We start from the raw sequence: 24,157 nt of genomic DNA, 5'->3' as shown, positions 1-24,157 counted from the left end.
CGTAAGAAGAGCAGCAGGTTTTCGAGGCGGTGAGATTTTTTGGAAGTGGTGTGCGGGGGCTGCGGCTTACTGCACCGAGGCGAAGCAGCTTATGGCAAATAGTTTATTGACACCTCCACCGCAGATAGATCCAGAGAGACAGGCTCCGACCCTGCGACCGGCAGATGCTCCAAAGTTGAACGAAGAGACCGATGGATCCATGTGGACCTCGTTCTTCGCGAACCTGCGGGATGCGTTCAGCCGATCCGACGAAGCTCCGCTACAGCTGGAATCCCGGCCGGCTGAGAGCGATATGGTGATTGAAGAAGAGGGAGTCTTTTCTTCCCTGTGGAACAGCATCCGGGATGTGTTCTTCCCAGTGAAGCTGCCGCCACTGGTGCTGGAGTCGAAGCCGATAGCGGTTGTCGACCGGATGAAGACGAAGCAGAATCCTATTGCGACGACATCCGCCGTCGTGATCTATGGATTGATTATTCTGCTGATCGCGTTTTTGCTGGCGAAGAAGGTTCAGTTTGCGGCTCCCGTGAGGACTATTCAGGTGACGGATCTTTCGATTCCACCGCAGGCGCCGCCTCGGGCTCAGGCGATGGGTGGAGGCGGTGGTCAAAAAGGGCCAACTCCAGTAGTCAAGGGATCCCCGCCGAAGTTTGCGGATACGCAGATTGTGCCGCCGAACAAGCCCCCGCTCGTTGAGCCTAAGATCAAGATTGAGCCGACGATTGAAGTGCAGCAGGATGTGAAGATGGCGAGCAACCTGCCGCAGGTCGGAGTTCCTAACTCGCCGATCATTGGCCCATATTCGGGTGGCGGCGGGACGGGTACCGGTCTCGGATCGGGCAACGGATCGGGGCTTGGACCTGGGTCGGGCGGCAATACCGGTGGCGGACCAAGGCGTATTGGCGGCGGCGTCTCGGCTCCGGTGCTGATCTTTTCGGTGGAACCGGAGTTTTCTGAGGAAGCTCGGAAGGCGAAGGTTGCCGGAAATGTTCTAGTCAACCTGTGGGTCGATACCAATGGAAATCCCAGCCACGTCCATGTGATTCGCGGCGTTGGCATGGGTCTGGATGAGAAGGCAATGGAAGCTGTGAGGCAGTATAAGTTCAAGCCGGCCATGGAAAATGGGAAGCCTGTTCTGGTGGAACTGAACGTTGAGGTTAACTTCCAGATCTTCTAAACGATGGTTGTTCAAACAAAGAGGCCCGCGCAAAGCGGGCCTCTTTGTTTTGGCGAGCGATGGTTCGGTTATGCGTGCTGGAAGGTGGCATGACGCTCAGAGGTCTTTGCGACGCGAATCAGCCTTGAGTCGGGTGCCGAGCTGAGGCTGAAGCGCTCAACCTGTTGCTCGAGTGTGACTGCTGTGGAGCGGAGCGATTCGATTCCGGCTGCAGTAGTGGCCATCTCGGTGAGATTTTCGTGGCTGAGAGAGTGGATCGAGTGCAGGCTGGCGCTGGACTGGTCGGCCGCGGCGGTCTGCTGGGAGGCGGCGATGGCGATCTGGGCGATCATGCGGTCGACACGTTCCGCCATGCCGATGATGCGTTCGAGAGCTTCACCAGCCTGATTGGTGGTGATGACGCCCTGCTGCACAGTTCCGGTGCCGCTCTCCATGCTGGCGATGGCGGTGAGGGTGCGGTCCTGAATGCCTTGAATCATGCTGGCGATCTCGCCGGTGGCCTGTGCGGTAGATTCGGCGAGGCGGCGAACCTCTCCGGCGACTACAGCGAATCCGCGGCCCTGATCGCCTGCGCGGGCGGCCTCGATGGCGGCGTTGAGGGCGAGCAGGTTGGTCTTGCGGGCGATCTCGTCAATGACGGTGACGATCTGCGAGATGCGGCGTGAGTCGTCGCCAAGCAGGCCGACGGTGGCGGAGGTGTCGCTGACAGCGGTGGCGATAGAGTGCATGCTGCCGAGAACCTGCTTGACGATAGTGCCGCCTTCGCGGGCGGTCTCGGCGGCGCTGCGGGCGGTCTCGGCGGCGGACTGGGTGTGGCGGGAGACCTCGGCGATGGAGGCCGACATCTCCTGCATGGCGGTGGCGGCCTGCTGGGTCTGCTGACTCTGCTGGTCCATGCGGCGATGAATCTGATCGCTGGCGGTGCCCATAGTCGCGGCGCTGCCGGTGATGGTGGAGACGGTTTGAGCCAGCGTGCCGATGATGCCGGCGAGGTTGGACTGCATCTTCTGAACGGCGTTAGCGAGGGCTCCGGTCTGGTCGCTGGTGTCCAGCACCAGAGGCTGGCCGCTGAGATCGCCGGAGGCGATGGCGTCGGCGCGGTGCATGACCAGATTTAGGGCGTAGGTGATCTTGCGAGCCAGATAGATCGATACCGTGATTCCGATGAGGGAGGCGATGATGGTGCCGAACCAGAGGACGATGAGAGTGAAGTGGTTGGCCTCACGGAGGTGCGCCTGCTCTTCGTTGGCGAGCCGGGTCTGGGACTGCGTGATCTCGCTAATGTTGGAGAAGAGGGTGTTTTCGAGAGGGAGAATCTGGTTCTGCAGGGTGTCGTAGGCGGCGGCCGAGCCCTGCGGGGTCTTCGATTCATTAAGGCTTTCGACCTTCTCTTCGAGGACCTTGAGCGCTGCGAGGTCGTTGTCGAGGGCGATGAGCCGCGGGGCATCGGAGCCCAGGTCGAAGTGCGAGGTCTGCTGGTGGAGCAGGGCCAGCGAAGCCTTGGCCTGCTCGAACTCCTGGCGCCGGGCGTTGCGATAGGTAGCCGAAGCGTTCGCGTCGATGCCGAAGAGCATGTAGGACTCCAGCAGGCGAACGGTGTCGGTGAAGTGGGAGCGGATGTCGCGACTGGACATGATGACGGGGATGCGATTCTCCGTGACCATGTTCGAGAGAGCGTTGGCCTCTCCGATGTACCGGTGGGCGATACATGCGCTGAAAACGGTAGTGGCGACGATGGCGCCAGTCATCAGGAACATCTTCGACTGCAGTTGCATGTGGACCTCGGAGCAGAGTTGAGAGGTGATTGATTCCAGGGTTTAAGAGACACCGCCGGATGGCTCCTGACGGTGGCTCTGTCGCGATGCTGTTTGTGCTGATGCTGCGTTGGCCTGGTGATGCTTTGGGCTACTGGTCGAGGTTGAAGTTGACTTCGATCTCCGACTCGGAGGCTTCGGAGTTCGGGGCGAAGCGCCAGTGGGTGACCGCGTCCTGGGCGGCGGGAGCGAGAAGCGCGTGGCCGGACTCTACTTTGGTGGCCGATACTGTTCCGTCTGCCTGAATGGTGACGAGAAGAACAACCTTGCCGCCTACGTGCATACGTTTCGCCAGTTCGGGGTAGGAGGGGCTCGTGCGGGAGACGATTGCGCGATGAACGTTGCCTGCGAAGGCAGTGCCAACGCAGAGGGCGACGCTTCCGGCAAGAAGAAGGGGGCGCGAAGAGCGAAGTGGGATTGCCAAGGAAAACCTCCGGGTACAGAGGTTGTATCGGCGGAAGGGCGGGAGGCTTTAGCGCAATTTCCCTGTTGCTGGGAACGGAGGATCTACCGCAGTGCCGTCTTCCTTGAGAGAAGACGGCCATCAATCCATTGACTCACCCCACACCTACAGGGAAATTGCTTTAGCGGAGAGAGAGGACGGGGGAGGTTACTTCGGCGAAGGTGAGATTTTCGGCGGGGCTGGCGGTGCGCTGCTTCCAGTCGAGAAAGAGCTTGCCGTAGCTGTCGGTGAGGCAGGTTGCTAGGTCGATGTTGAGTGCGGCGAGGGTCTGGTCGATCCAGGCGGTGGGGCCTTCGAGCTCGGCGTAGGTGCCGATGGGGGTCTCGTCAAGGACAAGATGGGCGACGAGGTGCGCGGTGACTTCGGAGCCGGGGTCTGCGGAGTGCGACCACTCGGTGCGGTACTTCTCGTAGACAAAGGCAGGGAGGTAGCCCAGCTGCTTGAAGATCTCGGCCATGGCCTCGGGTTCGGCGATGGTGGTCTCGGTCTCGACACGGATCTTATAGCGGGTGGTGTCGACGGGGTCCTCTTGGTCCGGGAGGCGCTTGTGAGTGAGGGTCGAGAGGCTGCCGTACTGCCGCAGGCGGAGGATTTGTTTGCGGGCGCGGAGGTCGCGGCTGGGGGTGTCGTAGAGGGTGTTGTGCTCGAAGGTGCGGGGAGTGACGAGGTGGAAGCCTAACTGCGCGAGGCGGGCCTGGAGAGCTTCTGGATCGGGGACGGGGAACTTGAGTTCGATCTCAGAGTTCTGCATGGATGGAGTATACGGCTGGCAGGTAGATTTGCGACGATAGAATGGCGATATGTTCAGTGGAAAAACGGTACGGTTCGCTGCGGAAGATGGAGTTTCGCAGGCCGCCGAGATGCTGCGCGCGGGTGGGACGGTGGCGTTTCCGACCGAGACCGTGTACGGACTGGGCGCGAATGCTCTTGACGCTGCCGCAGTTGCGAAGATATTTGCGGCGAAGAAGCGGCCTGCGTGGGACCCGGTGATCGTCCATGTGAGCGATCGCGAGATGTTGCAGCTGGTTGCCGTCGTCTCAGCGAAAGCGGAGGCGTTGATGGAGGCCTTCTGGCCGGGGCCGTTGACGCTTCTGCTGCCGCGGACCTCAGCGGTGCCGGATGCTGTCACGGCGGGACGCGAGCTGGTGGGGGTCAGGATGCCTGCGCATCCGGTGGCGCTGGAGTTGATCCGCAGCGCGTCTGTGCCGGTGGCAGCGCCAAGCGCGAACCTGTTCGGAAGAACGAGTCCCACCACTGCGGCCCATGTGTTGGAGGATCTGGACGGGAGGATCGACGCCGTGTTGGATGGAGGTGCGACCTCGGTGGGAGTCGAGTCCACGGTGCTGGATGTGGAAGCGATGACGATCTATCGGCCGGGAGCGGTGACTGCGGAGATGATCGCCTCGGTTGCGGGCGAAGTCACTATCTTCCAGTCTGAGGCGGTGGAGCTGTCGGGGATTGCGGAGCCTCCTGAGAGCCTCCCTTCGCCGGGCGTCGGGCTGCGGCACTATGCTCCGCGGGCGAAGCTGGTATTAGTGGATGTGGTCTCCGACTCCGATTTGATCTACGCTCTCAACCCGGCGATCGAACGCTATGAGCGCACTTCGGATCTGCTCGGGGATCTGCTCGGAGTGATGCTGCCGGATGATTGGGATGCTCACTCCGCGAAGTATGTCTTTCCGTGGGGGCCGTGGGGCAACAACGAAGTTCTGGCACGGAGACTCTTCGCCGGACTGCGCATGCTGGACGAAGCAGGGGCCACCGTGATCCTCTGCCCATTGCCCGATGCGAATGGAGTTGGTCTCGCGTTGCGGGATCGCCTGCAAAAAGCCGCCCGCAAAAAGTGACCGCAGGCGGTAATCAAAGAACTGAAAATAAAGTTGAAAGACGTGGCGTATTTTTAGGCCTAGAAAAAGTGACGGTCAGCGCACCACGTTTACCACGCAATTCACCACACCCTCACCAGCAAAAAACCACGTTCTGCACCCACTTTTTCTCAAAACCCCCAGCAAAAACGCCTAGCCACCACAAATAGAAAAAACTGCCTGGGATGGATCTATTTTCTATTGCGCCGAGGTCGTGAGCTGCCCGGCGAGGGCGTCGAGCGAGAGGCTGCGGAGGAGGTTGCGGCGCATCCCGCTCTGCACCTGGTCAAGGGCGCGAGAGGCGGATTCGATCCAGGCGAAGCTCAGGGTGCTGCTCAGCCGGTCAAGCTCGGGGCGCAGGTCGGTGTTGCGAACCAGCTCGGGTGTGCCTGCGCCGAGGAGGAGCAGGTCTTCAAGAAGCAGGGAGAGGCTGCGGAGGAGAGCTGATGTTTTCTGCTGGCCTTCGGCTCCAGCGCGGTAGGTCTCGGTCATCTTGAAGAGGGCGGTGTGGTCTGGCTCGGCGGAGCCGGAGTTGGCTGCTGCGGCGTTGCGCAGAAAGAGGAGTGCGTCAGCGCGAGAGGCGGTGTAGGCTTCGAGGTCGAAGCTGAGGGCCTTGCCGGCGGCTCCCTGGGCGAGGCGCGCGATGAGGGTGCGCTGCTTGGGCGGTATGTCTGGACGGCGGTCGGTGAGGAGCATCTCGATCTCTTCGACGGGCAGTGCGCCCAGGCGGACGGTGGCACAGCGGGAGCGAATGGTGGGGAGGAGTTCGCCGGGGTTTTCGGCGAGGATGATGATGTGGACCGTCGCGGGTGGTTCCTCAAGGACTTTGAGTAGGGAGTTGGCGGCCTCCTTCATCATGTTCGCTGCGGTGAGGATAAAGATCTTGCGCGGGGCCTCGTTGGGGAGGTAGTGGGAGCGCTGGATGACGGTGCGGATCTGTCCGAGTTTGATGAGGAGCTGCGGGGGGTCGGGTGGAACGATGAGGACGTCGGGGTGCGGCTGGACGAGGACGCGGGTGTCCTTCCTGTCGGCTTCGGTCTTGAGCTCTTCACGGGCGGCTACAGCCTTCTCGACCTCGTCTTCGAGGTTGGCGGCGGAGGCGATGCGGGTGCAGTTGTGGCAGACGCCGCAGAAGCTGGCGAGGGACTGGCCGTTGGACCCGAGAGCTTCGCTGTAGGAGCGTAGCTCGCGCGGCTGGCGTTCGCACTCGACGGCCATGCTGAGCATGAGGGCGAGGGTGTACTTTCCTGCTCCGCTGGGGCCGGCGAGGATGAGGGAGTGGGGAAGGCGGCCTGCGGCGATGGCGGTGCGGAGGTGCTCAATGGCGGTGCTGTTGCCGAGGAAGTCGTTGAAGGTGGCAGGGAGAGCGGTTTTGGATATCGGTATCGTCATGTTCTCGGGTCTCCTCTCTGCCTTGGCGGCGCACTTCACGTGGACTCCCTCGCGGGGATACTGATCTGTGTCAAAGTCTTCAAACAGCGGGGGCAAGTCTGGACTTGAAGCGTGCAATGTGTCCTGAAGCCGTGTGCAGTGAAGCTTTCTGGGCTCGTACGTTGCGTGCTTTCCCTGCTACTGCGAACTACTTCTGAACTACTTCTATGATACGCGTTGGGAGCTGGAATTACGCTACACCGGGGGCGGCTGAAAAGGTGCGTCCTTATTGGGTTTCGTGCGGTACTGAAATGTTTGGGGGCGTGACAGGTTTTTGGGTTGGACGACAGTCTGTCTTCGGCTCCTGAAGAGTTGAGGCGAGACGCGGCTTTCTCCTTCTTCCCGTTCTGCCTGCTCAAGATCAGAATGACAACGTGTAAGAAACAACTGAAGGTTAGGCAACTAACTAAATTCAACAAATAACTGAATGCAAATCAGACATTTGAATGTAGAGTTTGGACGACGCATTTTGGCGGGATGAAGGTGCAGGAAGCCTATTCACGCCAGGATGTTGGCCCGGGATCAGTTTTTCTGGTTCGGACGATGCGACTGTCGGCAAGTAGTTACGTGAAGATCGGGCAACACCTACGCGTGGGTGTTGCGTTGCTGCTGATCGGAGCTTCGACGGCTCTGGCTGGGCAGACTACGGGATCTACGGGATCAATCAGGTCTGGGGCGACCTCTGAGTCCAGCCAGTATCAGCCTCAAGCGGAACCGGCGCTCGAGAGGCTCCTGCCGAAGTACGCGCAGGAGTTGGACTCTGCGACCGCGGCGTTGGGAAAGATACCGGCTGATCCGCTCTTCGAGACCGATCCGATTGGAATCTTTACCAGAACCACAGATGCCAGCGTCCGTTGGTTGGAAGGTAGTGCGCGGCTTCGATTTGGAGCGACCTATACGTTTCTGAATCAGTATGCGACCGTGGTTCCCGACACGGCGCGGCGGCATGACCAGTTGAGCGGGCGGCTGGATTTTTCGGGTAACTGGGCGGTTTACGACAACGAGAGAACGGCCGGTTCGATTGGGCTGTTGGTACGTTCGGGAACGAATATTGGGATGAGTCAACAGTGGAACCTGAGTGATCAGATGGGCTCGGGCATCTTTTTAAATTGCCTGCAGGGGGGCGGGGCGCAGAGACCGATTACGGTGAATATTCTCTATTGGAGACAGGATTTTCTGGAGAAGAGATTGTCGTTCTATGTGGGTAAGATTCATCCGAATCAGTACATCAGCCTAAGTTTTTATAACAACGATGAGAGAACGCAGTTTTTGAATGGGGAGAACGACGGCAACCTTGCCATTGCATCGGATGGGACCTATGCGGGCGGGGGAGCGGTTGATTTTCAGATCACACACCATCTTTACGTGCATGCTTTAGCGATCGACACGGTGGGTTCGCAACAGAGCAACATCAGAACGCTGGTGGACAAAAAGTATCTGGAGGCGGTGGAGTTTGGCTGGTTTGCCGGTGCGCCGGGCACTCGGTACTTCCATCTCCGTGGTACGGTTTGGCGGGACGACACGAAGAATCTGGGAAGCGGACATGGCGCGGGAATTGGCTTCGATCGTGAGTTTTCGAGTGGCTGGGCGCCGTTTGGGCGCTATGGCTTCGCGACCGAGACAGGAACGGCGATCCGGCAGACCGACACGCTGGGACTGACGAATGTTCGGCCGTTTGGACGGCGGGGCGATATGTTTGGCGCGGCGTTTAATTACATTCAACCGACACGTACGGGAAAGCGGCACGAGAGTCTCTTCGAGACGTTTTATCGGATTCGGGTGACCAAAAGCATGGAGATCGGGCCGGACGTGCAGGTGTCGATTCATCCGATGTATGCGGCGAAGAGTTATACGAGCGTTCTGTTGAATGCTCGTATGCGGATTATTTTTTGAGGCTAGGTGCGCCCTGCGCGGGCGGGGTTCACTTCGCGACTTGTATACCCCTTCGGGTGGCGCTCCCTTTGGTCGCGATTCGATAGTTTCAGCCGACTGTCGGTATAAACCTCGCCAGCGGCTCAGTAGAGCAGGACGGCAACGTTGTAGGTGGTGAACTGGGGATTGGGTTGTTTGCTGGAGCAGACTCCTACTTCGGCGGAGGTGTATTGGCCGGTGGAGATGGCGTGCAGGAGAGCATCGGGCAGGAGAGTGGGGTCGGGGCCATCCCACTGGACGACAAGTTTGGGCGAGCCTGCGGCTCCGGTAGGCATGGTGCAGGTCTCGCGGGCGTCAGCGTTGGAGGGAGCGGAGGCGATGCCGTGGGATTGCAGGATCTGAGCTACGCGTTTTTCGAGGCTGTCGTAGGACTGAACGGTTGCGCTGTGGGAGAAGTCCTCGACGGCGGTGAGGAAGCCCTGGTCGGGAATGACGGCGATGCCTATCGCATCCAGATTGGGGTCGAGAATGTTGGCACGGTGGGTTGGACTGCTCATCCAGGTTTGTTGGAGGGTGGTGGGGTCGGGGCCGCGGCCAATGTTTTCGGAGATGGTAGTGAAGTGGGCACCGGCCTGGGCGCCGCGGGTGGTCATGTCGGGTTCGCCTGGGTACTGATGAAGTAACTCGCCTTGTTCACGCAGGACTCGCTGGGCGTGGACTTTGGCGGCGCGGGCGAGGGCGCTGTCCCAGTGGACGGGCGGGAGATTGTGGGTGGCTCGGGTTTGATTGGTGAGTTGGAGGATGGCCTGCTCGGCGCGGGAGGGGGCGGTTTGGGCCTTGGCGAGAGGGGCCGCGAGGGCTAGTGCGAGGAAGAAGGTTCGTGCTTGGCTTGCTCTCTGCATGTGTTGGTTGGAATCTTTGGCGTTGGGGAAAGTTGGCCGGGTGACGGCTTTTTAGGTTGAGTACGATAGGGATGAGGTGAATGTACATGAAGACAAGTGCACGGAATATGCTGGCGGGAACGATCAGCAGGATTACGAAGGGTGGGGTGAACTCCGAGGTGCTCCTAGAGACTGCGGGCGGCAATGAGGTTGCTGCGATCATTACCAATGGCAGCGTAAATGCTATGGGATTGAAAGAAGGGATGAAGGCTTATGCGCTGGTGAAGGCTAGCTGGATCATCCTGGGCAAGGAGTTGGATAAGAGCAGGATCAGCACGCGGAATATTCTTTGCGGCGTGGTGGAGAGTATTCATGAGGGCAGCGTGAACGATGAGGTTTCGATCAAGCTGTCGGGGGGTGAGTTGCTGACCGGCGTGATTACTGATGGTAGTTTGCACCGGTTGGAGTTACAGATAGGTGAGACGGTGTGTGCTGCGTTCAAGGCTTCAAGCGTGATTCTTGCTGTGGATTAATCTTGTCCTGCCGGACGGGCCCGCTACGCGCGGCGCGGTCACTTCGTGACTTGTGTACCGGTCTTGGTGGGTGATGTGCATGGGTCCCTCCCTTTGGTCGGGGTGTGGCTTTTTTTAGCGGGGGATTAGCTGCATCATGAGCGGATCGCGTGGGCGCAGGGTTATCTTCGCCTGGACTTCTGGCGGTGTGGAGCCGAGGTAGGTCATGCGCCAACGCTGGGCTAGGGTTGCGATGCTGAAGACGCCCTCCATCCAGGCGAAGCTCTCGCCGATGCACTGGCGACTACCTCCGCCGAAGGGGAAGTAGGTGAACTTGGCACGGGCGGCTTTGTTCTCGGGCGTGAAGCGGTCGGGGTCGAAGCGGAGTGGGTCGGGGAAGTACTGGGGATCGCGGCCCATAATGTATTGGCTGAAGAAGAAGTGCGCGCCGGGTGGGATGGTGTAGGGGCCGAGGGTGATGGGTTTGGTGGACATGCGGCCCATCGCCCAGGCGGGTGGGTAGAGGCGCATGGATTCGGCGAAGACCTGCTCGGTGTAACGGAGGGCTGGGTAGTCGGCTAGTGTCGGGAGGCGTTGGGAGGAGCCAGTGCCGAGGACTCCGTCTAGCTCGGCGTGAAGGTTGGCTTCGATAGCGGGGTTCCGGCTCAGGAGATACCAGGTCCAGGCGAGGCCGTTGGCTACGGTTTCGTAGCCGGCTAGGAAGATGGTGAGGACCTCGTCGCGGACCTGCTCATCGGACATGCCGGTTTGCTGGGTGGGGTCTTCGGACTCGTATTTGCTGGCTAGAAGCATGGAGAGGAGGTCGCCGCCGGTTTTTTCTTCCTTGCCTGGTTCGCTGCGTGCGGCTGCTTCGCGATGCTCTCGAATCAGGCGGTCGACTACTGCGTCGAGTCGGGCTTTGGAGCGGCGAAACTTCATGATGCCGGGGATGGGCAGGTGGAGGAAGGATTCGATTTTGGGGAAAGCGACGATGAAGTTGTAGAGGTCCATGATGGTGTTGACCTCGTCGTTGATGCTGCGGATGTCGGCGGTGACCTCGGTGTTGAAGAGGGTGCGGGCGACGATCTCGAGCGAGAGCTTCATGCTGGAAGCGGAGATGTCGATGGGCTGGCCGGAGGGGGATTCTTGCTGCCAGGCTTGGCTCTGGTGGGCGGCGCAGTCTACGATCTGGTCTCCGTAGGCTGCGATGCGCTGGCGATGGAAGGCTGGCGCGGCGATCTTGCGCTGACGCATGTGGATGGGGTCGTCGGAGGTGATGAGTCCTTCGCCGAGGAGAACCTTCATGCGGCGGACGGTGCGCTCTTTGACGAAGCTGGCGGCCTGGGTGACGAGGATCTCGCGGATGTACTCGGGGTCGTTGATGAAGACGATGGGTGTGCCGAGGAAGCGATAGCAGGCGATGTTGCCGTAGGTCTTGAGCAGGTACTCGAAGAGGAGGATGGGGCTGCCGAGTTTGACCCAGGGCTTGAAGGAGTAGAAGGGGAGAGAGTGCTTGAGGCCGGGCGGCATGCGTCCTGTACTGCTAACCGAAGATACGGGGGGAGCCGGTTCTGGGGGAGCTTCGAGGGTGAGGGGAGGGGTGGTCATGGCGTCGTCTTCGGTGACTCAGGTGTCATTGCCTTACACGTCTTAGACGAGGAGAACATACTTCGGCGAGGCGCGGAGGGCGGCGTTGACGGGGTGGAAAGAAGCGGGATCAGGCTTCGGCGTGGTCGAGCCGGGAGAGGACGATGTTGCGAATAATCTGTTCGATGTGGTCGATGGAGTCGTCGTCGCGGATGACGACGACGCGGTGTGGTGCGCGCGCGGCGATCTCTTCGTACTTGTCGTAGATGCGGCGGTAGAAGTCGTCGGACTCGCGCTCAAAGCGGTTTTCGTCGGTGCCTTGCTTTTCGACGTGGCGCTGGTTGCGGCGGCGGGCGCGGCGAAGGGAGGACTCGAGTGAAGGGAGGAGGAGGAGGGTGAGGTCGGGCTGCAGGTTGTTGCAGGCGGCGGCGTGCATGCTAAGGATGCGTTCGCTGCCGAGTTGACGGCCTCCGCCCTGGTAGGCCTCGGAGGAGTCGGTGTAACGGTCGCAGAGAATGATGGAGCCGGCGGCGAGAGCTGGGAGTATGACCTCGGCGATGGACTGTGCGCGATCGGCGAACATAAGGGCCATCTCGGCGGCGGGGGCTATGGGGCCTAGAGCGGCTTCGGAGCGGGAGTCGAGTAGAATGCTGCGGATGCGGTCGCCAAGGGCGGTTCCGCCGGGCTGACGGAGGGTGACGACGGTGTGGCCCTGGGACTCTAACGAGGTGGCCAGGCGGCGTAGCTGAGTGGTTTTTCCGGAGCCGTCGAGGCCTTCGAAGGTGATGAAATATCCGCGCGGCATAACCTTCAGCTTATCGCAGATGAGGAAGACGGCATCTCACCAGACTGCCGTGCGATGTAGGTTCGTTTTGAGAAGGAAGAGCATGAGAGCGTACTGCGCTTCGGCCAGACAGATTGGGAGGTTGAGATGATTACCATTATCTTTGTTGCAGTGATCGTTGCACTTTTGGCAGTAGGCGGGGTGTTTGCTTTTATGGCCAAGGATCAGAAGCGCAAGGGACAGAGCGGTGCGTCGGGCACCTCCGCCGACACCACGCAAGGAAGGGCTTCTGGGCTGGACTAATGGCAAAGTTGCAGATCGACACGGAGATATCGCTGTAAGACCCCTTGCCAGTGCTAATCAGGAGCGCCTACCATGTTGCGCGCTGAGGAAAGTTAATACAGCAGGGAGCTCTAAGTTATGACAGTAGTGGCATTTGCAATGTTATTTGTAGTGTTGGCGTTAGGTATTGTGATTTTTTTGATGGCTCGGGCGCACAAACATGCCGTCCGACACGACAGGCTGGATGCTGGTCGCGAAACGCACGGCCGAATCTAAAGCTGGATCGGCTGAAACGGAGAGCGACGGAGGGAGTTATCTGCCGGATGTGACGGTGGCCGCAGGTTGCCACGTGACTCCGGTGGTCGCAATCGTGATGGCTAGGGAACCTTCTGCTCCTTCTTTGAGGAAGGGCCCATCGGACTTATGTTCCTGGTGAGCACTGTCTGTGTAGAGAAGCTTGGTAGGGCCGGAGCCCAGGACCTTGAAGCGATAGTGGAAGTCTGCGCCGGTGGCGAGGTTTTGGGTGCCAAAGCTTGCGCTGGGGTAGTCGACTTCGAGGAGCTCGATGGGCTTGCCGGTATGATTGCTGACTATTGCCTCAACGTATGGGGAGTGGCAGCCGGTAATGAGGCTGGCGAGGAAGGCGAGCGCGAGCAGAGAACGCATAAGTCTCAAGGGTATCAGGGTGGAGGGTGTCATACTGCTTCGCGGATACTGCAAAATGCAAAGAGGCCGGTGACTCTTTTCGCTTAGGAGGGTTAACAGATTCATGAAACGCAGACGGAGGCTACCGTTCCGCACCATCATTGGGCTGGCGATTTGCTTTTTAGCTGTCGGCAAACTATCTCTATCACAGCGTTTTGGAGTCTCTTTAGCGACGAGTCAGGATGGAAGATTTAAGTATGAGATCTTTGGAAAAGATGACCCTGGGAAGCCGCTAATGATCCTTCTTCATGGTGCGAGCGGACCCGGTGTGGGGTTCTATCGCGAGCAAGCCGAATATTTCTCGAACAACGGCTACACCGTCCTCTTACCTCATTATTTTGACGCGACAAAGTCCAACAATCCGACAATCGACAACTATCGTGCCTGGGTAAACGTCGTGAAGTCTCTGATGAGAGAACAGAGAACAACTGCCGCTTCAGATCACAGAAAATCAGTACTGGTTGGTTATTCCCTTGGGGCCTCGGTTGCCTTGGCGGCTGGCTCACAAGAGGTGCCGGTAGATGCGATTGCTGAGTGGTATGGGAGCCTTCCAGATGATTTCTTCGAACATCTGCAAGGCATGCCGCCGCTTCTAATCCTTCACGGTGAGCGCGACACCAACATTCCCGTTGGGAACGCCCAGCAGCTTATTAAGCTCTGTGAGATAAAACAATTTCAGTGCGAAAGTCACATCTATCCGGATCAGGGTCATGGATTCACGGGAGCAGCGCTGAAAGACGCGGATTCAAGAACACTGTCGTTTTTTTCTCGTTGAGGCAAAAGCGAAATGTGGGGGATACATTATGTTGCGTGACGATACGGCACGGTTCTGGTGAAGATGACGCATATACAAAGTCTCTGGAGTCAAGAGGCTTCATAGATGCGCCCCCCGATCAGGCCTACACGCATACAAATTTGTCGAAAGTTACCGTCAATGTGCCAACAGGCCTAACGAGTGGTCTAACGTGTTTGCTGCAGGACTATCAGACCCATTCCCCCGATTAGATTGCCCTGTAGAGAAGGTCGGTTGACCGATGACTGTGGCGGCTCTCATGCCTGTGCTGAAGGGTGGTGCAAAGATTAGAATTCTGTTGTTCCCGGCGTCACTGACGCTGAGATTCCCGCTGCCGTCGAACGATAACGCTTGGGGACCCGAGAGGGTGTTCGCAGTTGGATCATTTCCACCCTGATTTGCATCAGCGTGTGTGAAATCGACCTGTCCCAGTACAACGGTGGCCTGCATGTTCTGGGTAAATGGTGGAGCGTACTCCACGACCCGGTTGAAGATCCAATCCGCTAACCAGAGATTGCCCGTCGAGTCGAACGCCAGACTAATCGGGGCCTGCGTTGTATTGGAAGCAGGACTGCCTACATAGGAGAGGGAAGGCAAAGTTTGCGGCGCCCCCAATTGGAGAGTTGAAGCCATACCCGTCGAGAAGGGCGGCGTAAACTCGAGCATGCGATCGCTGCTTGGGTCCGCTACCCAGAGGTCTCCGGCGGAATCAAAAGTAATCCCTTCAGGAGAGCAGATTGTTCTGGCTGTCGGAACTTGATCGGTAGTGCACGCTCTGAAGGCTTCGGGGCTGGGTTGACCGATTACCACGGTCGCGGCCATGCCGTTACTAAAAGGCGGCACATACTCCGTGACTCTTTCGAGAGATCCGTCCCCAACCCACAGATCTCCCTTGCTGTCGATCGCAACCGAGGAGGGGGTTCCCATTCCGCTTGCAGTGACTTTCAATCCTTGAGACGAGGTAAAATCCGGTTTTCCGATTACCAGACTTGCGCTCATGCCCGTGGTGAATGGTGGCCGGAACTGTAGGACTCGATCATTGCCATCGGCCACGTAGAGATTGCCGGACGAGTCCATGGCAACGCTACTAGGATTGTCCAGGGTCTTCGCGCTAGGGCCTCCCCTTCCATCGCTCGACTGCGATTGAGTAAAACTCGTTTGCCCCAGAACGACGCTGGCGGTCGAGGTGCTGGTAGTTGGGGTGGCGTAGATCAGCACGCGACTGTTGTTTGCGTCGGCTACTACGAGACTCGGCTTGCTTACGGGCGTTGTGTCGGTCGTGCTGCATCCGACAAAGCAGATTGAGATAAAAAACAGGGCCACTGGTATTGCTCTGGAAAGTGACTTATGTGTATCCAATACGAACTCCTCAGAGTTGATGATCTAAAACTGGCGCGACAGCAGGCCTAGAATAGCATCGCGATTCGAGCCGGACGTTGATCGATGTGAATCATGCGGAGTTGTGCGATGCCCCTGATGGCGTGAGATCTTAAATGCGGTAACGCCTCCACAAGCTGTTGTTTATCTATGGCCCTGTATTGATGTCTAAAGAAAGGGCAGAAGCTCCGAGGTTCGCGTGGGGGGCTTGTCGAGGATGCGGGCGGTGAGGACGGCTCCGGAGCGATTGTCGTGCAGGGTGATGGGGAAGGCGAGGACGCTCCAGATAAACTGTGGTTCCTGCGGTCGGGGTTGAGCCAGTAGACCGCGATGGGTGCGGTCGATGTAGGTTTCGCGGGTGAGGCAGACGGTCTGGAGGACGTCGCTCCAGTCGCGCATGAAGGGCCGCATCTCCTGAAAGACGCTGCGGCCGATGAACCACTCGCGAGACTGACCGAGATACTCGGCTGCACTGTCGTTGCAGTACTGCCAGACGCCCTTCTCGTCGAAGATCTGAACGAGGACATCAGTGCCGATGGCCATGGCAATCCTGGAGTAGAAGAAATCGCGGGCGTCGACGACGACGGGCGCGCCGCGACGCTTGGCTTCAAGGGAGCTGAGAGCGTCGAGGAGATCTTCGACTGAGCTATGACCCTTGAGCAGATGCATGTCTTCGACCCCGCCGAAGTAGCGGTCGATGGTGGCTGAGAGGATGATGATTGGGACGTGGGGACGACGGCGGCGAAGGAGAGCTGCGACCTCGGTGCCGAACTGGCCCGCTCCAAGATGATAGTCGAGGACAGCTATATCGATATTGTTGAAGAGGTCGGTGGCCTCTTCGATGCTAGAGGCTGGGACGCACTCGTAGCCGTGCTGGCGCAGGATGGCGGAGCGTAGATGGAGGTTGGTTGGTTCGTCATCGAGCAGAAGGACGCGAACGGATTGGGTCGTAGTGCTGTGCATCTCGTTCGAGCCGTTTTGGAGACTTTCAGGAGGTTCTGTCATGTCCTACCCCCAAGTACCTCTCTGATTTATATACGACAAGGGTCACATGGTGGATGGTTATTTTAGTTTCGACTTGATGTCGCGCAAGAGCTCTGGCAGACGATTAAAGAGTGCGACCGAGCGGAGCCATTGACGGTTGTCGATGGCGGGATAGCCACTGACGACCTTGCCGGGGGCGACGTCGTTGGGGATTCCGCTTTGAGCGGTGGCGATGGCTCCGTCACCGACGGTGCAGTGTCCGGCGACGCCGACCTGGCCGGCGAGGATGACGCTTTTTCCGATGATGGTGGAGCCGGCGAGGCCGACCTGGGCGCAGAGAAGCGTGTGCTCCCCAACGGATGAGCCGTGTCCAACTTGGACGAGGTTGTCGATCTTGGCGCCGGCGTGGATGCGGGTTTCGCCGATGGAGGCGCGGTCGATGCAGGCGTTGGCCTGGATCTCGACGTTGTCTTCGAGGATGGCGGGGCCGGATTGAAGGATCTTGTACCAAGTGCCGTCGGATTGGCGGGCGAAGCCGAAGCCGTCGGCCCCTACGATGGCTCCGTTCTGGAGGGTGACGTTATCGCCTAACCGGCAGTATTCGCGGACGATGGCGTGGGCATGGGCGAAGAGGTTGTCACCGATGCTGGCGTGGGGGTAGATGACGACGTGGGGGAGGATGATAGCGTTGTCGCCGATGGTGACGTGATCGCCGATGACGGCGTAGGCGCTGATGTGTGCGTTGGCGCCGATCTGTGCGGTGGGCGCGATGGCGGCGGTGGGGTGGATGCCGGGGGCGTAGGAGGGGGGCTGATAGAAGAGCTCGATAGCACGGGCGAAGGCCAGGTATGGGTTTTTGAGGCGGAGGGTGGCGGTGGAAATCTGGGCAAAGTCGGGTTCGACGAGGACTGCGGTGGCCTGGGTGGTGTGGGCGAGAGAGGCGTACTTGGGATTGGCAACGAAGGCGAGGGCGCCAGTGGTGGCGGTTTCGATGCCTGCCACCTGGGTGATTCGGGCGGAGGGGTCGCCATGGAGGGTGGCGCCGAGGTGGTCGGCCAGTTCGGCGAGAGTTACTGACTTCGGACTGGATGGCATGGGGTGGATTGTAATGGAAGAGACTAAGCGTGGCTGAGAACTGACGGTGGGTTTAGTTGGGGCGGGTGTTGGGTGGAATGAGGTTGGTGAAGAGGTCCTCCTGAAGGCTGGGGACCGAGGAGGCGGGGAGAGGTTTGCGGCGCGAGGGGGTGGTGATGACGGCGAGAAGTTGAAGGTCGGTGATGGAGGTGCGCGGGACGAAGATGCGCTGGGTGTTGGAGCGGACGTCGGGTGGGGTGAGCTGGAGGCCGATGTCGTTGATGAGGTCGTCGGCGAGGGTCGCATCGATAGGGGCGAGGCCTTCAAGCAGGTCGCCGGAGCGGAAGGTGAGGCGGAGCCAGAGGCCTTCGGTGCGTGGCTTGGCGAGGAAGGTGCGGCGGGTGAGGCGCTCGGGATTGGCGGCGTCATTAAGGTTGTAGTCGCGGACATAGCAGATGTGCTTTATGTCATTGATGGCAAGTGAGATGACACGGCCCTCGAGGTCGAGAAGGTCGACGATGCGGTTACGCGTGAAGCCGGCGAGTGGCAGGTAGCCGGGGAGAGTTTCTCCGGTGAAGCGGCGGACGATGACCTTCTTGTGCGCGGAGGACATAAGGACTCGCGGATTGTCGCACACCAGCGGCTAGAGCAACGAAAAAGGTGCAACCGGAGTAGTCAATTCGCTAATGCTGTGTTACATTGGCCTTTTGCGTTTACCTGTACTCATCATTATAAACGCTTGATTCGTCGGAGCTTAGCCTGAAGTTGGAGGGCTCCGATGGGTTGCGGCGGTCCGGTTCGAACCGGCTTGGAGTAAAAGTACCAGTTATGGCCGACTACATCTACCTGCTCGAAAATCGCCTCTCTCAAGCGCAGCGTAACTCGCTGCTGGCAGTACGCGAAGTGGCTCGTGCCAAAGGACTTACCGTGTTTCTGGTGGGCGGAGCGGTAAGAGATATGACCAGCGGATCGCCGGTGCGGGATCTGGATGTAGTGGTTCAGGGAAACGCGCTTAAGCTGAAGAAAGATTTAGAGAAAGCTCATGCCGTAATCACCGGTGAGAACGAAGCCGGACAGGCGCTGTTTGTGCGGTTTCCCGGTGGTGTGAGGATGGAGATTGGCAGCACTTTGACGGTGACTTATCCGAAGCCGGGTAAGCCGCTGGTCAAGGCTGCAACGATTCTGGACGACCTGCGGCGGCGGGACTTTACGGCCAATGCGATGGCGCTGTCGCTGAACGACGGCTCGTATGGCTTGCTGATGGATCCGCTGAACGGGGTGGCGGACATTGAGAATCGAGAGCTGCGGCTGGTGAGCAACTATGGGTTTATCGAAGATCCAGTGAGGATGATTCGGGCGGCGCGGCTGATGGCCAGGCTGAGCTGGCAGATGGACGAGAAGACACAGACACGGTACGAGGCAGGGAAGCAGGAAGGGTACATCTCGGCGATGGGAGAGTTTCATCGCGGGTATGAGACCGAGGAGATCTTCCATGAGGAGGATCCGCTGCGGGTGCTGCGCAAGCTGGAGGCCGAGGGGTGGATGAAGAATCTTTTCCCGGCGCTGTCGTCGACCAAGGCGAATGTGACGGAGCTGGAGAAGCTGAGGGATGTGCAGTCGCAGTTGCAGATTCAGGGAATCTATCCTGAGACGGCGGCGGCTAACTTTCCTTACTTGACTGCGAAGATGGCTCCGAAGGAAGTAACGGCGCTGAAGAAGAGCTTTGCGCGGCAGGGCTTCGTGCATGAGATCGAGGCGCTGGAGGACGAGGCGAAGGCGTTTGCGGCGGAGTTCTCGGGCAAGGGCGCGTCGTCGCCTTCGCATGCGTGGAAGCTGCTGCACTCGGCTAAGCCGGAGTCGATCCTGTGGGTGGCGCACACGTCGAAGAACGCTGGAATTCAGAACAAATTCAAGGGGTTCTTTACCGAGTGGGCTCATGCGAAGCAGAAGCTGCCTTATGCGCTGATGCAGGAGATGCGCATCGTTCCAGATCTGCCTGGCTATGGCGAGCTGCTGGACAAACTTTTCTTTGAGCTCATGGATGGCAAGCTAGGGACGGTTGAGGAGATGAAGGCTTATCTTGAGCCTTACTCGCCGCCGGCGCCTCCTCCTCCGGTACATCTGCGCAGGCCGCGCGTGGCGAAGAAGGATGCGAAGCCAGCAAAGAGCCGCAAGAAGGCTGCTGTGGTGGATACGAATGGAGAGGCTGAGGCGGTCGCGGGGGCGGGGACGAATGTGGTTCCGGCGAGTGCTCCAGCGCCTGCGAAGGGTGGAGTGGTTAAGAATTCTGTGCCGGTGAAGTCTACTGCGCCATTGAAGGTTGTTGCGCCAGTGAAGACAGTTGCTAGGAAGACGGAAGAGCCTGCGAAGAAGTCTGCTGCTATGTCTAAAACGACTGTTCCGGTGAAGGGTAAATCAGTTGCCAAGGCTCCGGCGAAGGTTGCGGCTAAGAGTGTGGGGGCTAAAGGTGCAGCGAAGAAGGCTCCTATGAAGACTACGAGCAAAGCACCGGTTAAGAAAGTTGTGAAGGCTGTGGCGAAGAAGGCTCCGGTGAAGACCGTTTCAAAGAAAGTCCCGGGGAAGGCCGCGGCTAAGGCTTCTGTGAAGAAGCATGCTCCGGCAAAGAAGGCAGCGCCTGCGAAGAAGGTAGCGACAAAGGCTGCTCCTGCGAAGAAGGCAGCTGTGAAGCATACGCCTGCGAAGAAGGAACCTGCAAAGAAGGCAGTGAAGACTGCTCCCAAGAAACGCCGCTAACGGTCGCAGGCTCGAATTGGGACCTGCGAGTATTTATCGTGAGCCCGCAACAAGGTGTAGTCTGCTGTCATTTCTATCTTTGCGCCGGACCATCCGCGCGTCGGCAAATTATCTCGCTACAGCAATTTTTAAAGTCTTCCTGTGCCGTGGCGATTCCTATTTGCCGCCCTTTTGCGTCAGGTCGCGGGCAAAACCGTTGGTCTCCTCGATCAGGTGGCGATGAATCCAATAGTTGGTGGCATTGAAGAAGCCAGCAAAACGGATCCAGGGTGGATTCATCACGTCAATCGTGCAATGGAGTTTTGATTCCTCTGCAGATACGCTGGACACCTGCATCTCCCAACCAACTTGTAGTGTGAACGGAAGAAGATGCATGAGGTAACCTCGGCTTCTCTCAGAGAACAACTTAACGTAGTCCGCTTCAAGTTGTTTCGTCCGATAGTGCTGGATGAGCAGGGCTCCCGCCATCGACTCAACGTTCACCATGCCGTCAAAGTGATCCCCTCCATTGGTTCCGATGGCCCGGTGTCCGCGAGCACATGCCATGTACTCTTTCTCGGATAGGTGGAACAGCCACTCGTCGAGGCGTATGGAGTTGACCGGAAGCGGTATGGGTGCTTCATGAGAAAAAATCATCCTTGCTCCATCCGACGCGATCTTGTTATGCGTGCAGTGCGGGAATGACTTCGTTCTCGACACCGACCAGAAACTCACAGGCGTGCAGATCAAGGAACTTCTCTTCATCCGGACGAATCGTTGCCATGTAATTGGGAGACTGGAAGACGCCTGCCAGGCCAGTGAGATCGTCAAACCAAAGCTCGGTAGATCCGTCGATGTGGTTGTCAGGCAGACCTGGAAGCTGTTCGCCGGTTGCGTGGCATTGGACATAGCGTCGCACATGCTGTTTCACTTCTTCGAGGGAGAGGAACAGCGGTGCGTGATTCTTGCGATGATAGGTGACGAACTCGTCATGGCTCATCTCCGGCTTGCGGCGAAGAAGGATGGTCATCTTAATCAATTTGCGCTCCAGGATGGACGCTGTCCATATTTCCATTTGAGATCCTTAACTGCCTGGAAGGATGTACCGGAGAAGATAGTCTCGGCAGAAATACTCGCTCGCAGATTGGCGATCCGAAGAGGATTCATACCGAAAATGCGCATTCTCGGTCATGCTGGTCGCGCTTTGTCGTCAACTCCTCCCCTCCGACAAGCTCGTCAGAATGACGAGAATAGTGGTGGGAGAAGGTATCGGGGCGACCAGAGTTGATCGTGGAAATTTCAATCGTAGTCATGCCCCCACGGTGCGTGTATGCATCTCACGCTTGCGAGGTGATTTGCGATGGTGGTTGCGGTGTTGCTGGGGTCGGTGAGGAGTGCTCGGATGGGCGATCGCGCTGCGAAGTGGGTGATTGCGGAGCTGGAAAAACGGGGACATGAGGCGGTTCTGGTTGATGCTGCGGAGTTGAAGCTGCCGCTGCTGGACAAGATGTGGAAGGAGATCAAGAAAGATCCTCCGGCCAAGTATGCGAAGTTGAAGGAGAAGCTCGCTCCTTTGGCGAAGCTGTATGCGCGGGCAGATGGATTTTGCATGGTGAGCGCGGGGTATAACCACTCCATTCCGCCGGGGCTGACTAATTTGATCGACTACTTTCTGGAGGAGTACTACTTCCGGCCTTCGGCGATTGTGTGCTACTCGGCTGGGACGTATGGCGGGGTGAGGGCTGCGATGCAACTTAGAGCGCTGCTGCCTGAGGTGGGGATGCCGTCGATTCCTTCGCTGCAACCGATTCCGTCGATTGGAAGCTCGCTGAGCAAGGATGGGGTGGCCCTTACACAGGAGCTGGCGGAGAAGAGCGGGAAGTTCTTCGAGGAGTTTGAATGGTACATGCGGGCGATGAAGGCGGAGCGGGTGAAGGGTGTGCCTCACTAGAGTGACTCAGGATTTGGGTTCTGCCATGTAGTTGGCCATCTCTGCGCTTGGGACGGCTTCGGTTGCGAAGTTGAAGGTGCCGTGGTCTTTCACTTCGCGCGCAGCTCGTAAAAACGCGCCGAATGCAGCTCGGGCGAAGGCTCCGCCTATACTGATTCGTTTGACACCGACGGCGGCAAGTTCCTCGACTGAGAAAGTTGCGCCCTTGAGACCCATCACAACGTTGACTGGCTTGGAGACTGCGGCGCAAACCTCTCTTATCGCTTCAAGGGTGGGAAGTCCGGGCGCGTAGAGAACGTCGGCGCCCGCGTCGGCGAAGGCCTGAAGGCGGCGGATGGTGTCGTCAAGATCGGGTCTTCCATGGAGAAAGTTTTCGGCTCGCGCAGTTAGGAGGAGTTGATGGCGACGGGCCGCTTCAGACGCCGCTGCGATGCGCTCAGTTGCGAATTGCAGATCGTAGATGGGATTGGTTGGATCGCCAGTAGCGTCTTCGACCGATCCGCCGACGAGTCCAATAGCGGCGGCAAGTCGAATGGTCTCGGCACAGCTATCGGCAGAGTGGCCGAATCCGTTCTGGAGGTCTGCTGAGACCGGGAGTGTGGTGGCCTCTGCGATCTCGCGGGCATTTTCGAGGATATGCTCACGAGTCACTTCAGGAGCGGAGTCCTGATATCCGACAGAGAAGGCATACCCAGCGCTGGTGGTGGCGAGGGCTTCGAACCCGAGTGCAGCGAGGATCTTTGCGGTTCCTGCGTTCCACGGATTGGGAATGACGAAGGCCCCCGGGCGCCGATGAAGCGCTTGAAAGATCTTGAATTTTTGTTCGCGGGTCATCGTTGAAGTTTTTCCTGGAGGAAGAGATCTGACGGTTGAGCTAGCGGTGGCGTTTGAAGAGGATCAGCGTGCCGAGGAATAGTGTGCCGGCGGTGACGGTCATAAAGATGATGGCGTGGCGGTAGGCGGCCTGGGTCTGAGGTGGAGTCGCGGCGGTGTTGTCCTGACATTGAGTGCAACCCTGGGCGTGGATTGGCATGGGGCTTGTGAGAGAAGCGGCGAAGAGAGTGCATGCGAGGAGAGTTTTTCGCGAGACGCGGCTCATTGGAAGAAGACGAGGAGGGTGAAGAGAAAGAGCCAGAGTAGGCCCATCGCGTGCCAGTACCAAGCAGCGCCGTCGACCAGGATCTGGCGGGTTTCGAGCTGGCGAGAGACGTAGAGGCCGGTGAAGGCGGTGAGGAGGCCTGCGATACCGAGGAAGAGGTGGACCGCGTGTACGCCGGTGATGAGATAGAAGAAGTGGCTGCTCTGGTTGGTTTTGAAGAAGATGTGTTGGAGAGCGAGCTGGCGCCAGGCAATCCACTGACCGGTTAGGAAGAGGATGCCGAGAGCGATGGTGGCGGCAAGCCAAGGCAGGGCTCGCCGGGTGATCGGCTTGCCCAGGCCAAGCCATTCGTCCATGACGTCGGTCTCGCGGAACATGTTGCGGCGGGCGAACTCGATGGCGGCGGAGCTGAGTAGAAGGACGGCGGTGTTGAGCCAGAGGATGGGCGGGATGGTGGTGGGGAGCCACTCGTTGACGTAGTGGTTGTAGGGGTCGAAGTGGCCGGTGGACTGGTTGACGAAGAAGGTGCTGACGATGGCAACGAAGAACATGAGGTCGCTGGCCAAGGCGAAGAAGAGGCCCATGCGGTAGCGATGGAGGCGCTCATAGGGGCCGCGGCGTCCGTTGGGGCGATCATTCCAGTTGTCGTTGTCTCCGCCGCCGCCGGTTCGCTTGTCGGTTGGCGGACGTCGGCCTGAGCCGTTGTCGTGGTCTTCAACGCGGCGTTTTCGGTCCTGCTCGGTTTTATTGGGAGTGATGGTTGCCGGCATGAAGTT

25 protein-coding genes are annotated in these 24,157 nt (G+C 58.8%); 8 read left to right on the top strand and 17 right to left on the bottom strand.

Going from position 1 to position 24,157, the window contains the following annotated elements:
• Positions 1 to 91 precede the first annotated feature (91 nt).
• Entirely contained in the window at positions 92 to 1,174 is a 1,083-nt protein-coding gene (locus RBB75_RS18360; protein WP_179638081.1) for an energy transducer TonB, read from the top strand.
• A gap of 68 nt (positions 1,175 to 1,242) precedes the next feature.
• Here the strand turns inward: RBB75_RS18360 and RBB75_RS18355 are convergent, their stop codons facing one another.
• The 3 genes from RBB75_RS18355 to RBB75_RS18345 form a co-directional block, all read right to left on the bottom strand.
• Positions 1,243 to 2,949, bottom strand: a complete 1,707-nt coding sequence (locus RBB75_RS18355) for a methyl-accepting chemotaxis protein (RefSeq protein ID WP_353068911.1) — start codon at positions 2,947 to 2,949, stop codon at positions 1,243 to 1,245.
• 130 nt (positions 2,950 to 3,079) lie between these two features.
• Positions 3,080 to 3,412, bottom strand: a complete 333-nt coding sequence (locus RBB75_RS18350) for an energy transducer TonB (RefSeq protein ID WP_179638079.1) — start codon at positions 3,410 to 3,412, stop codon at positions 3,080 to 3,082.
• 160 nt (positions 3,413 to 3,572) lie between these two features.
• Positions 3,573 to 4,202 (bottom strand): class IV adenylate cyclase, encoded by a 630-nt coding sequence (locus tag RBB75_RS18345; RefSeq protein ID WP_179638078.1) that lies wholly within the window; start codon positions 4,200 to 4,202, stop codon positions 3,573 to 3,575.
• A gap of 49 nt (positions 4,203 to 4,251) precedes the next feature.
• On the opposite strand from RBB75_RS18345, the gene RBB75_RS18340 reads away from it, so the two are divergent.
• On the top strand, positions 4,252 to 5,298 hold the full coding sequence (locus RBB75_RS18340) for an L-threonylcarbamoyladenylate synthase (RefSeq protein ID WP_353068910.1): 1,047 nt from the start codon (positions 4,252 to 4,254) through the stop codon (positions 5,296 to 5,298).
• Positions 5,299 to 5,514: 216 nt separating this feature from the next.
• Here RBB75_RS18340 and RBB75_RS18335 read toward each other — a convergent pair whose 3' ends face one another.
• Complete coding sequence (locus tag RBB75_RS18335) at positions 5,515 to 6,708, bottom strand: ATP-binding protein (RefSeq protein WP_179638076.1); 1,194 nt, start codon at positions 6,706 to 6,708, stop codon at positions 5,515 to 5,517.
• Positions 6,709 to 7,314: 606 nt separating this feature from the next.
• On the opposite strand from RBB75_RS18335, the gene RBB75_RS18330 reads away from it, so the two are divergent.
• Positions 7,315 to 8,640 (top strand): carbohydrate porin, encoded by a 1,326-nt coding sequence (locus tag RBB75_RS18330; RefSeq protein ID WP_353068909.1) that lies wholly within the window; start codon positions 7,315 to 7,317, stop codon positions 8,638 to 8,640.
• Between the two features lie 122 nt (positions 8,641 to 8,762).
• Here the strand turns inward: RBB75_RS18330 and RBB75_RS18325 are convergent, their stop codons facing one another.
• On the bottom strand, positions 8,763 to 9,521 hold the full coding sequence (locus RBB75_RS18325) for a CAP domain-containing protein (protein WP_179638075.1): 759 nt from the start codon (positions 9,519 to 9,521) through the stop codon (positions 8,763 to 8,765).
• 86 nt (positions 9,522 to 9,607) lie between these two features.
• Between RBB75_RS18325 and RBB75_RS18320 the strand changes: the two genes are divergently transcribed.
• Positions 9,608 to 10,033, top strand: coding sequence for a TOBE domain-containing protein (locus RBB75_RS18320; protein ID WP_179638074.1), 426 nt, complete (start codon positions 9,608 to 9,610; stop codon positions 10,031 to 10,033).
• A gap of 114 nt (positions 10,034 to 10,147) precedes the next feature.
• Here RBB75_RS18320 and RBB75_RS18315 read toward each other — a convergent pair whose 3' ends face one another.
• Both RBB75_RS18315 and tmk read right to left on the bottom strand, forming a co-directional pair.
• Positions 10,148 to 11,620, bottom strand: a complete 1,473-nt coding sequence (locus RBB75_RS18315; protein WP_353068908.1) for a cytochrome P450 — start codon at positions 11,618 to 11,620, stop codon at positions 10,148 to 10,150.
• Between the two features lie 109 nt (positions 11,621 to 11,729).
• Complete coding sequence (gene tmk, locus RBB75_RS18310; RefSeq protein ID WP_353068907.1) at positions 11,730 to 12,404, bottom strand: dTMP kinase; 675 nt, start codon at positions 12,402 to 12,404, stop codon at positions 11,730 to 11,732.
• A 126-nt stretch (positions 12,405 to 12,530) separates the two neighbouring features.
• Here tmk and RBB75_RS18305 point away from each other — a divergent pair, with 126 nt between their 5' ends.
• Entirely contained in the window at positions 12,531 to 12,686 is a 156-nt protein-coding gene (locus RBB75_RS18305; protein ID WP_353068906.1) for a hypothetical protein, read from the top strand.
• 291 nt (positions 12,687 to 12,977) lie between these two features.
• Here the strand turns inward: RBB75_RS18305 and RBB75_RS18300 are convergent, their stop codons facing one another.
• Complete coding sequence (locus tag RBB75_RS18300; RefSeq protein ID WP_353068905.1) at positions 12,978 to 13,331, bottom strand: hypothetical protein; 354 nt, start codon at positions 13,329 to 13,331, stop codon at positions 12,978 to 12,980.
• Positions 13,332 to 13,434: 103 nt separating this feature from the next.
• Here RBB75_RS18300 and RBB75_RS18295 point away from each other — a divergent pair, with 103 nt between their 5' ends.
• Entirely contained in the window at positions 13,435 to 14,145 is a 711-nt protein-coding gene (locus RBB75_RS18295; protein ID WP_353068904.1) for a dienelactone hydrolase family protein, read from the top strand.
• A 156-nt stretch (positions 14,146 to 14,301) separates the two neighbouring features.
• On the opposite strand, the gene RBB75_RS18290 is transcribed toward RBB75_RS18295, so the two are convergent.
• The 4 genes from RBB75_RS18290 to RBB75_RS18275 form a co-directional block, all read right to left on the bottom strand.
• Complete coding sequence (locus tag RBB75_RS18290; protein ID WP_353068903.1) at positions 14,302 to 15,486, bottom strand: NHL repeat-containing protein; 1,185 nt, start codon at positions 15,484 to 15,486, stop codon at positions 14,302 to 14,304.
• A 222-nt stretch (positions 15,487 to 15,708) separates the two neighbouring features.
• Complete coding sequence (locus RBB75_RS18285) at positions 15,709 to 16,545, bottom strand: response regulator (protein ID WP_179638067.1); 837 nt, start codon at positions 16,543 to 16,545, stop codon at positions 15,709 to 15,711.
• Between the two features lie 57 nt (positions 16,546 to 16,602).
• Positions 16,603 to 17,619, bottom strand: a complete 1,017-nt coding sequence (gene lpxD / locus RBB75_RS18280; RefSeq protein WP_353068902.1) for a UDP-3-O-(3-hydroxymyristoyl)glucosamine N-acyltransferase — start codon at positions 17,617 to 17,619, stop codon at positions 16,603 to 16,605.
• 52 nt (positions 17,620 to 17,671) lie between these two features.
• Positions 17,672 to 18,211, bottom strand: a complete 540-nt coding sequence (locus tag RBB75_RS18275; protein WP_179638065.1) for a DUF6982 domain-containing protein — start codon at positions 18,209 to 18,211, stop codon at positions 17,672 to 17,674.
• A gap of 215 nt (positions 18,212 to 18,426) precedes the next feature.
• On the opposite strand from RBB75_RS18275, the gene RBB75_RS18270 reads away from it, so the two are divergent.
• Positions 18,427 to 20,352, top strand: a complete 1,926-nt coding sequence (locus RBB75_RS18270) for a CCA tRNA nucleotidyltransferase (protein ID WP_353068901.1) — start codon at positions 18,427 to 18,429, stop codon at positions 20,350 to 20,352.
• 156 nt (positions 20,353 to 20,508) lie between these two features.
• Here the strand turns inward: RBB75_RS18270 and RBB75_RS18265 are convergent, their stop codons facing one another.
• Both RBB75_RS18265 and RBB75_RS18260 read right to left on the bottom strand, forming a co-directional pair.
• Positions 20,509 to 20,988: a hypothetical protein gene (locus RBB75_RS18265; RefSeq protein ID WP_353068900.1), complete on the bottom strand. Its 480-nt coding sequence runs from the start codon at positions 20,986 to 20,988 to the stop codon at positions 20,509 to 20,511.
• A 25-nt stretch (positions 20,989 to 21,013) separates the two neighbouring features.
• A complete protein-coding gene (locus RBB75_RS18260) occupies positions 21,014 to 21,361 on the bottom strand; it encodes an EthD domain-containing protein (protein ID WP_218884529.1) in 348 nt (115 codons plus the stop codon).
• A 330-nt stretch (positions 21,362 to 21,691) separates the two neighbouring features.
• Here RBB75_RS18260 and RBB75_RS18255 point away from each other — a divergent pair, with 330 nt between their 5' ends.
• Positions 21,692 to 22,282 carry an NADPH-dependent FMN reductase gene (locus RBB75_RS18255; protein ID WP_353068899.1) on the top strand — a complete coding sequence of 197 codons (591 nt, stop codon included), beginning with the start codon at positions 21,692 to 21,694 and terminating at the stop codon, positions 22,280 to 22,282.
• 6 nt (positions 22,283 to 22,288) lie between these two features.
• Here the strand turns inward: RBB75_RS18255 and RBB75_RS18250 are convergent, their stop codons facing one another.
• The 3 genes from RBB75_RS18250 to RBB75_RS18240 all read right to left on the bottom strand — a co-directional run bounded on the left by RBB75_RS18250 (position 22,289) and on the right by RBB75_RS18240 (position 24,151).
• Positions 22,289 to 23,116: an isocitrate lyase/PEP mutase family protein gene (locus RBB75_RS18250; protein WP_353068898.1), complete on the bottom strand. Its 828-nt coding sequence runs from the start codon at positions 23,114 to 23,116 to the stop codon at positions 22,289 to 22,291.
• 40 nt (positions 23,117 to 23,156) lie between these two features.
• Positions 23,157 to 23,315, bottom strand: a complete 159-nt coding sequence (locus tag RBB75_RS18245; protein ID WP_353068897.1) for a copper resistance protein CopC — start codon at positions 23,313 to 23,315, stop codon at positions 23,157 to 23,159.
• 62 nt (positions 23,316 to 23,377) lie between these two features.
• Positions 23,378 to 24,151, bottom strand: coding sequence for a cytochrome c oxidase subunit 3 (locus RBB75_RS18240; protein ID WP_353068896.1), 774 nt, complete (start codon positions 24,149 to 24,151; stop codon positions 23,378 to 23,380).
• Between the last annotated feature and the right edge of the window lie 6 nt (positions 24,152 to 24,157).

The organism is Tunturibacter empetritectus (assembly GCF_040358985.1).
GTDB lineage: Bacteria > Acidobacteriota > Terriglobia > Terriglobales > Acidobacteriaceae > Edaphobacter > Edaphobacter empetritectus.
Note: the sequence above shows the minus strand (reverse complement) of the source record. Positions and strands in the feature narration are given on the sequence as shown.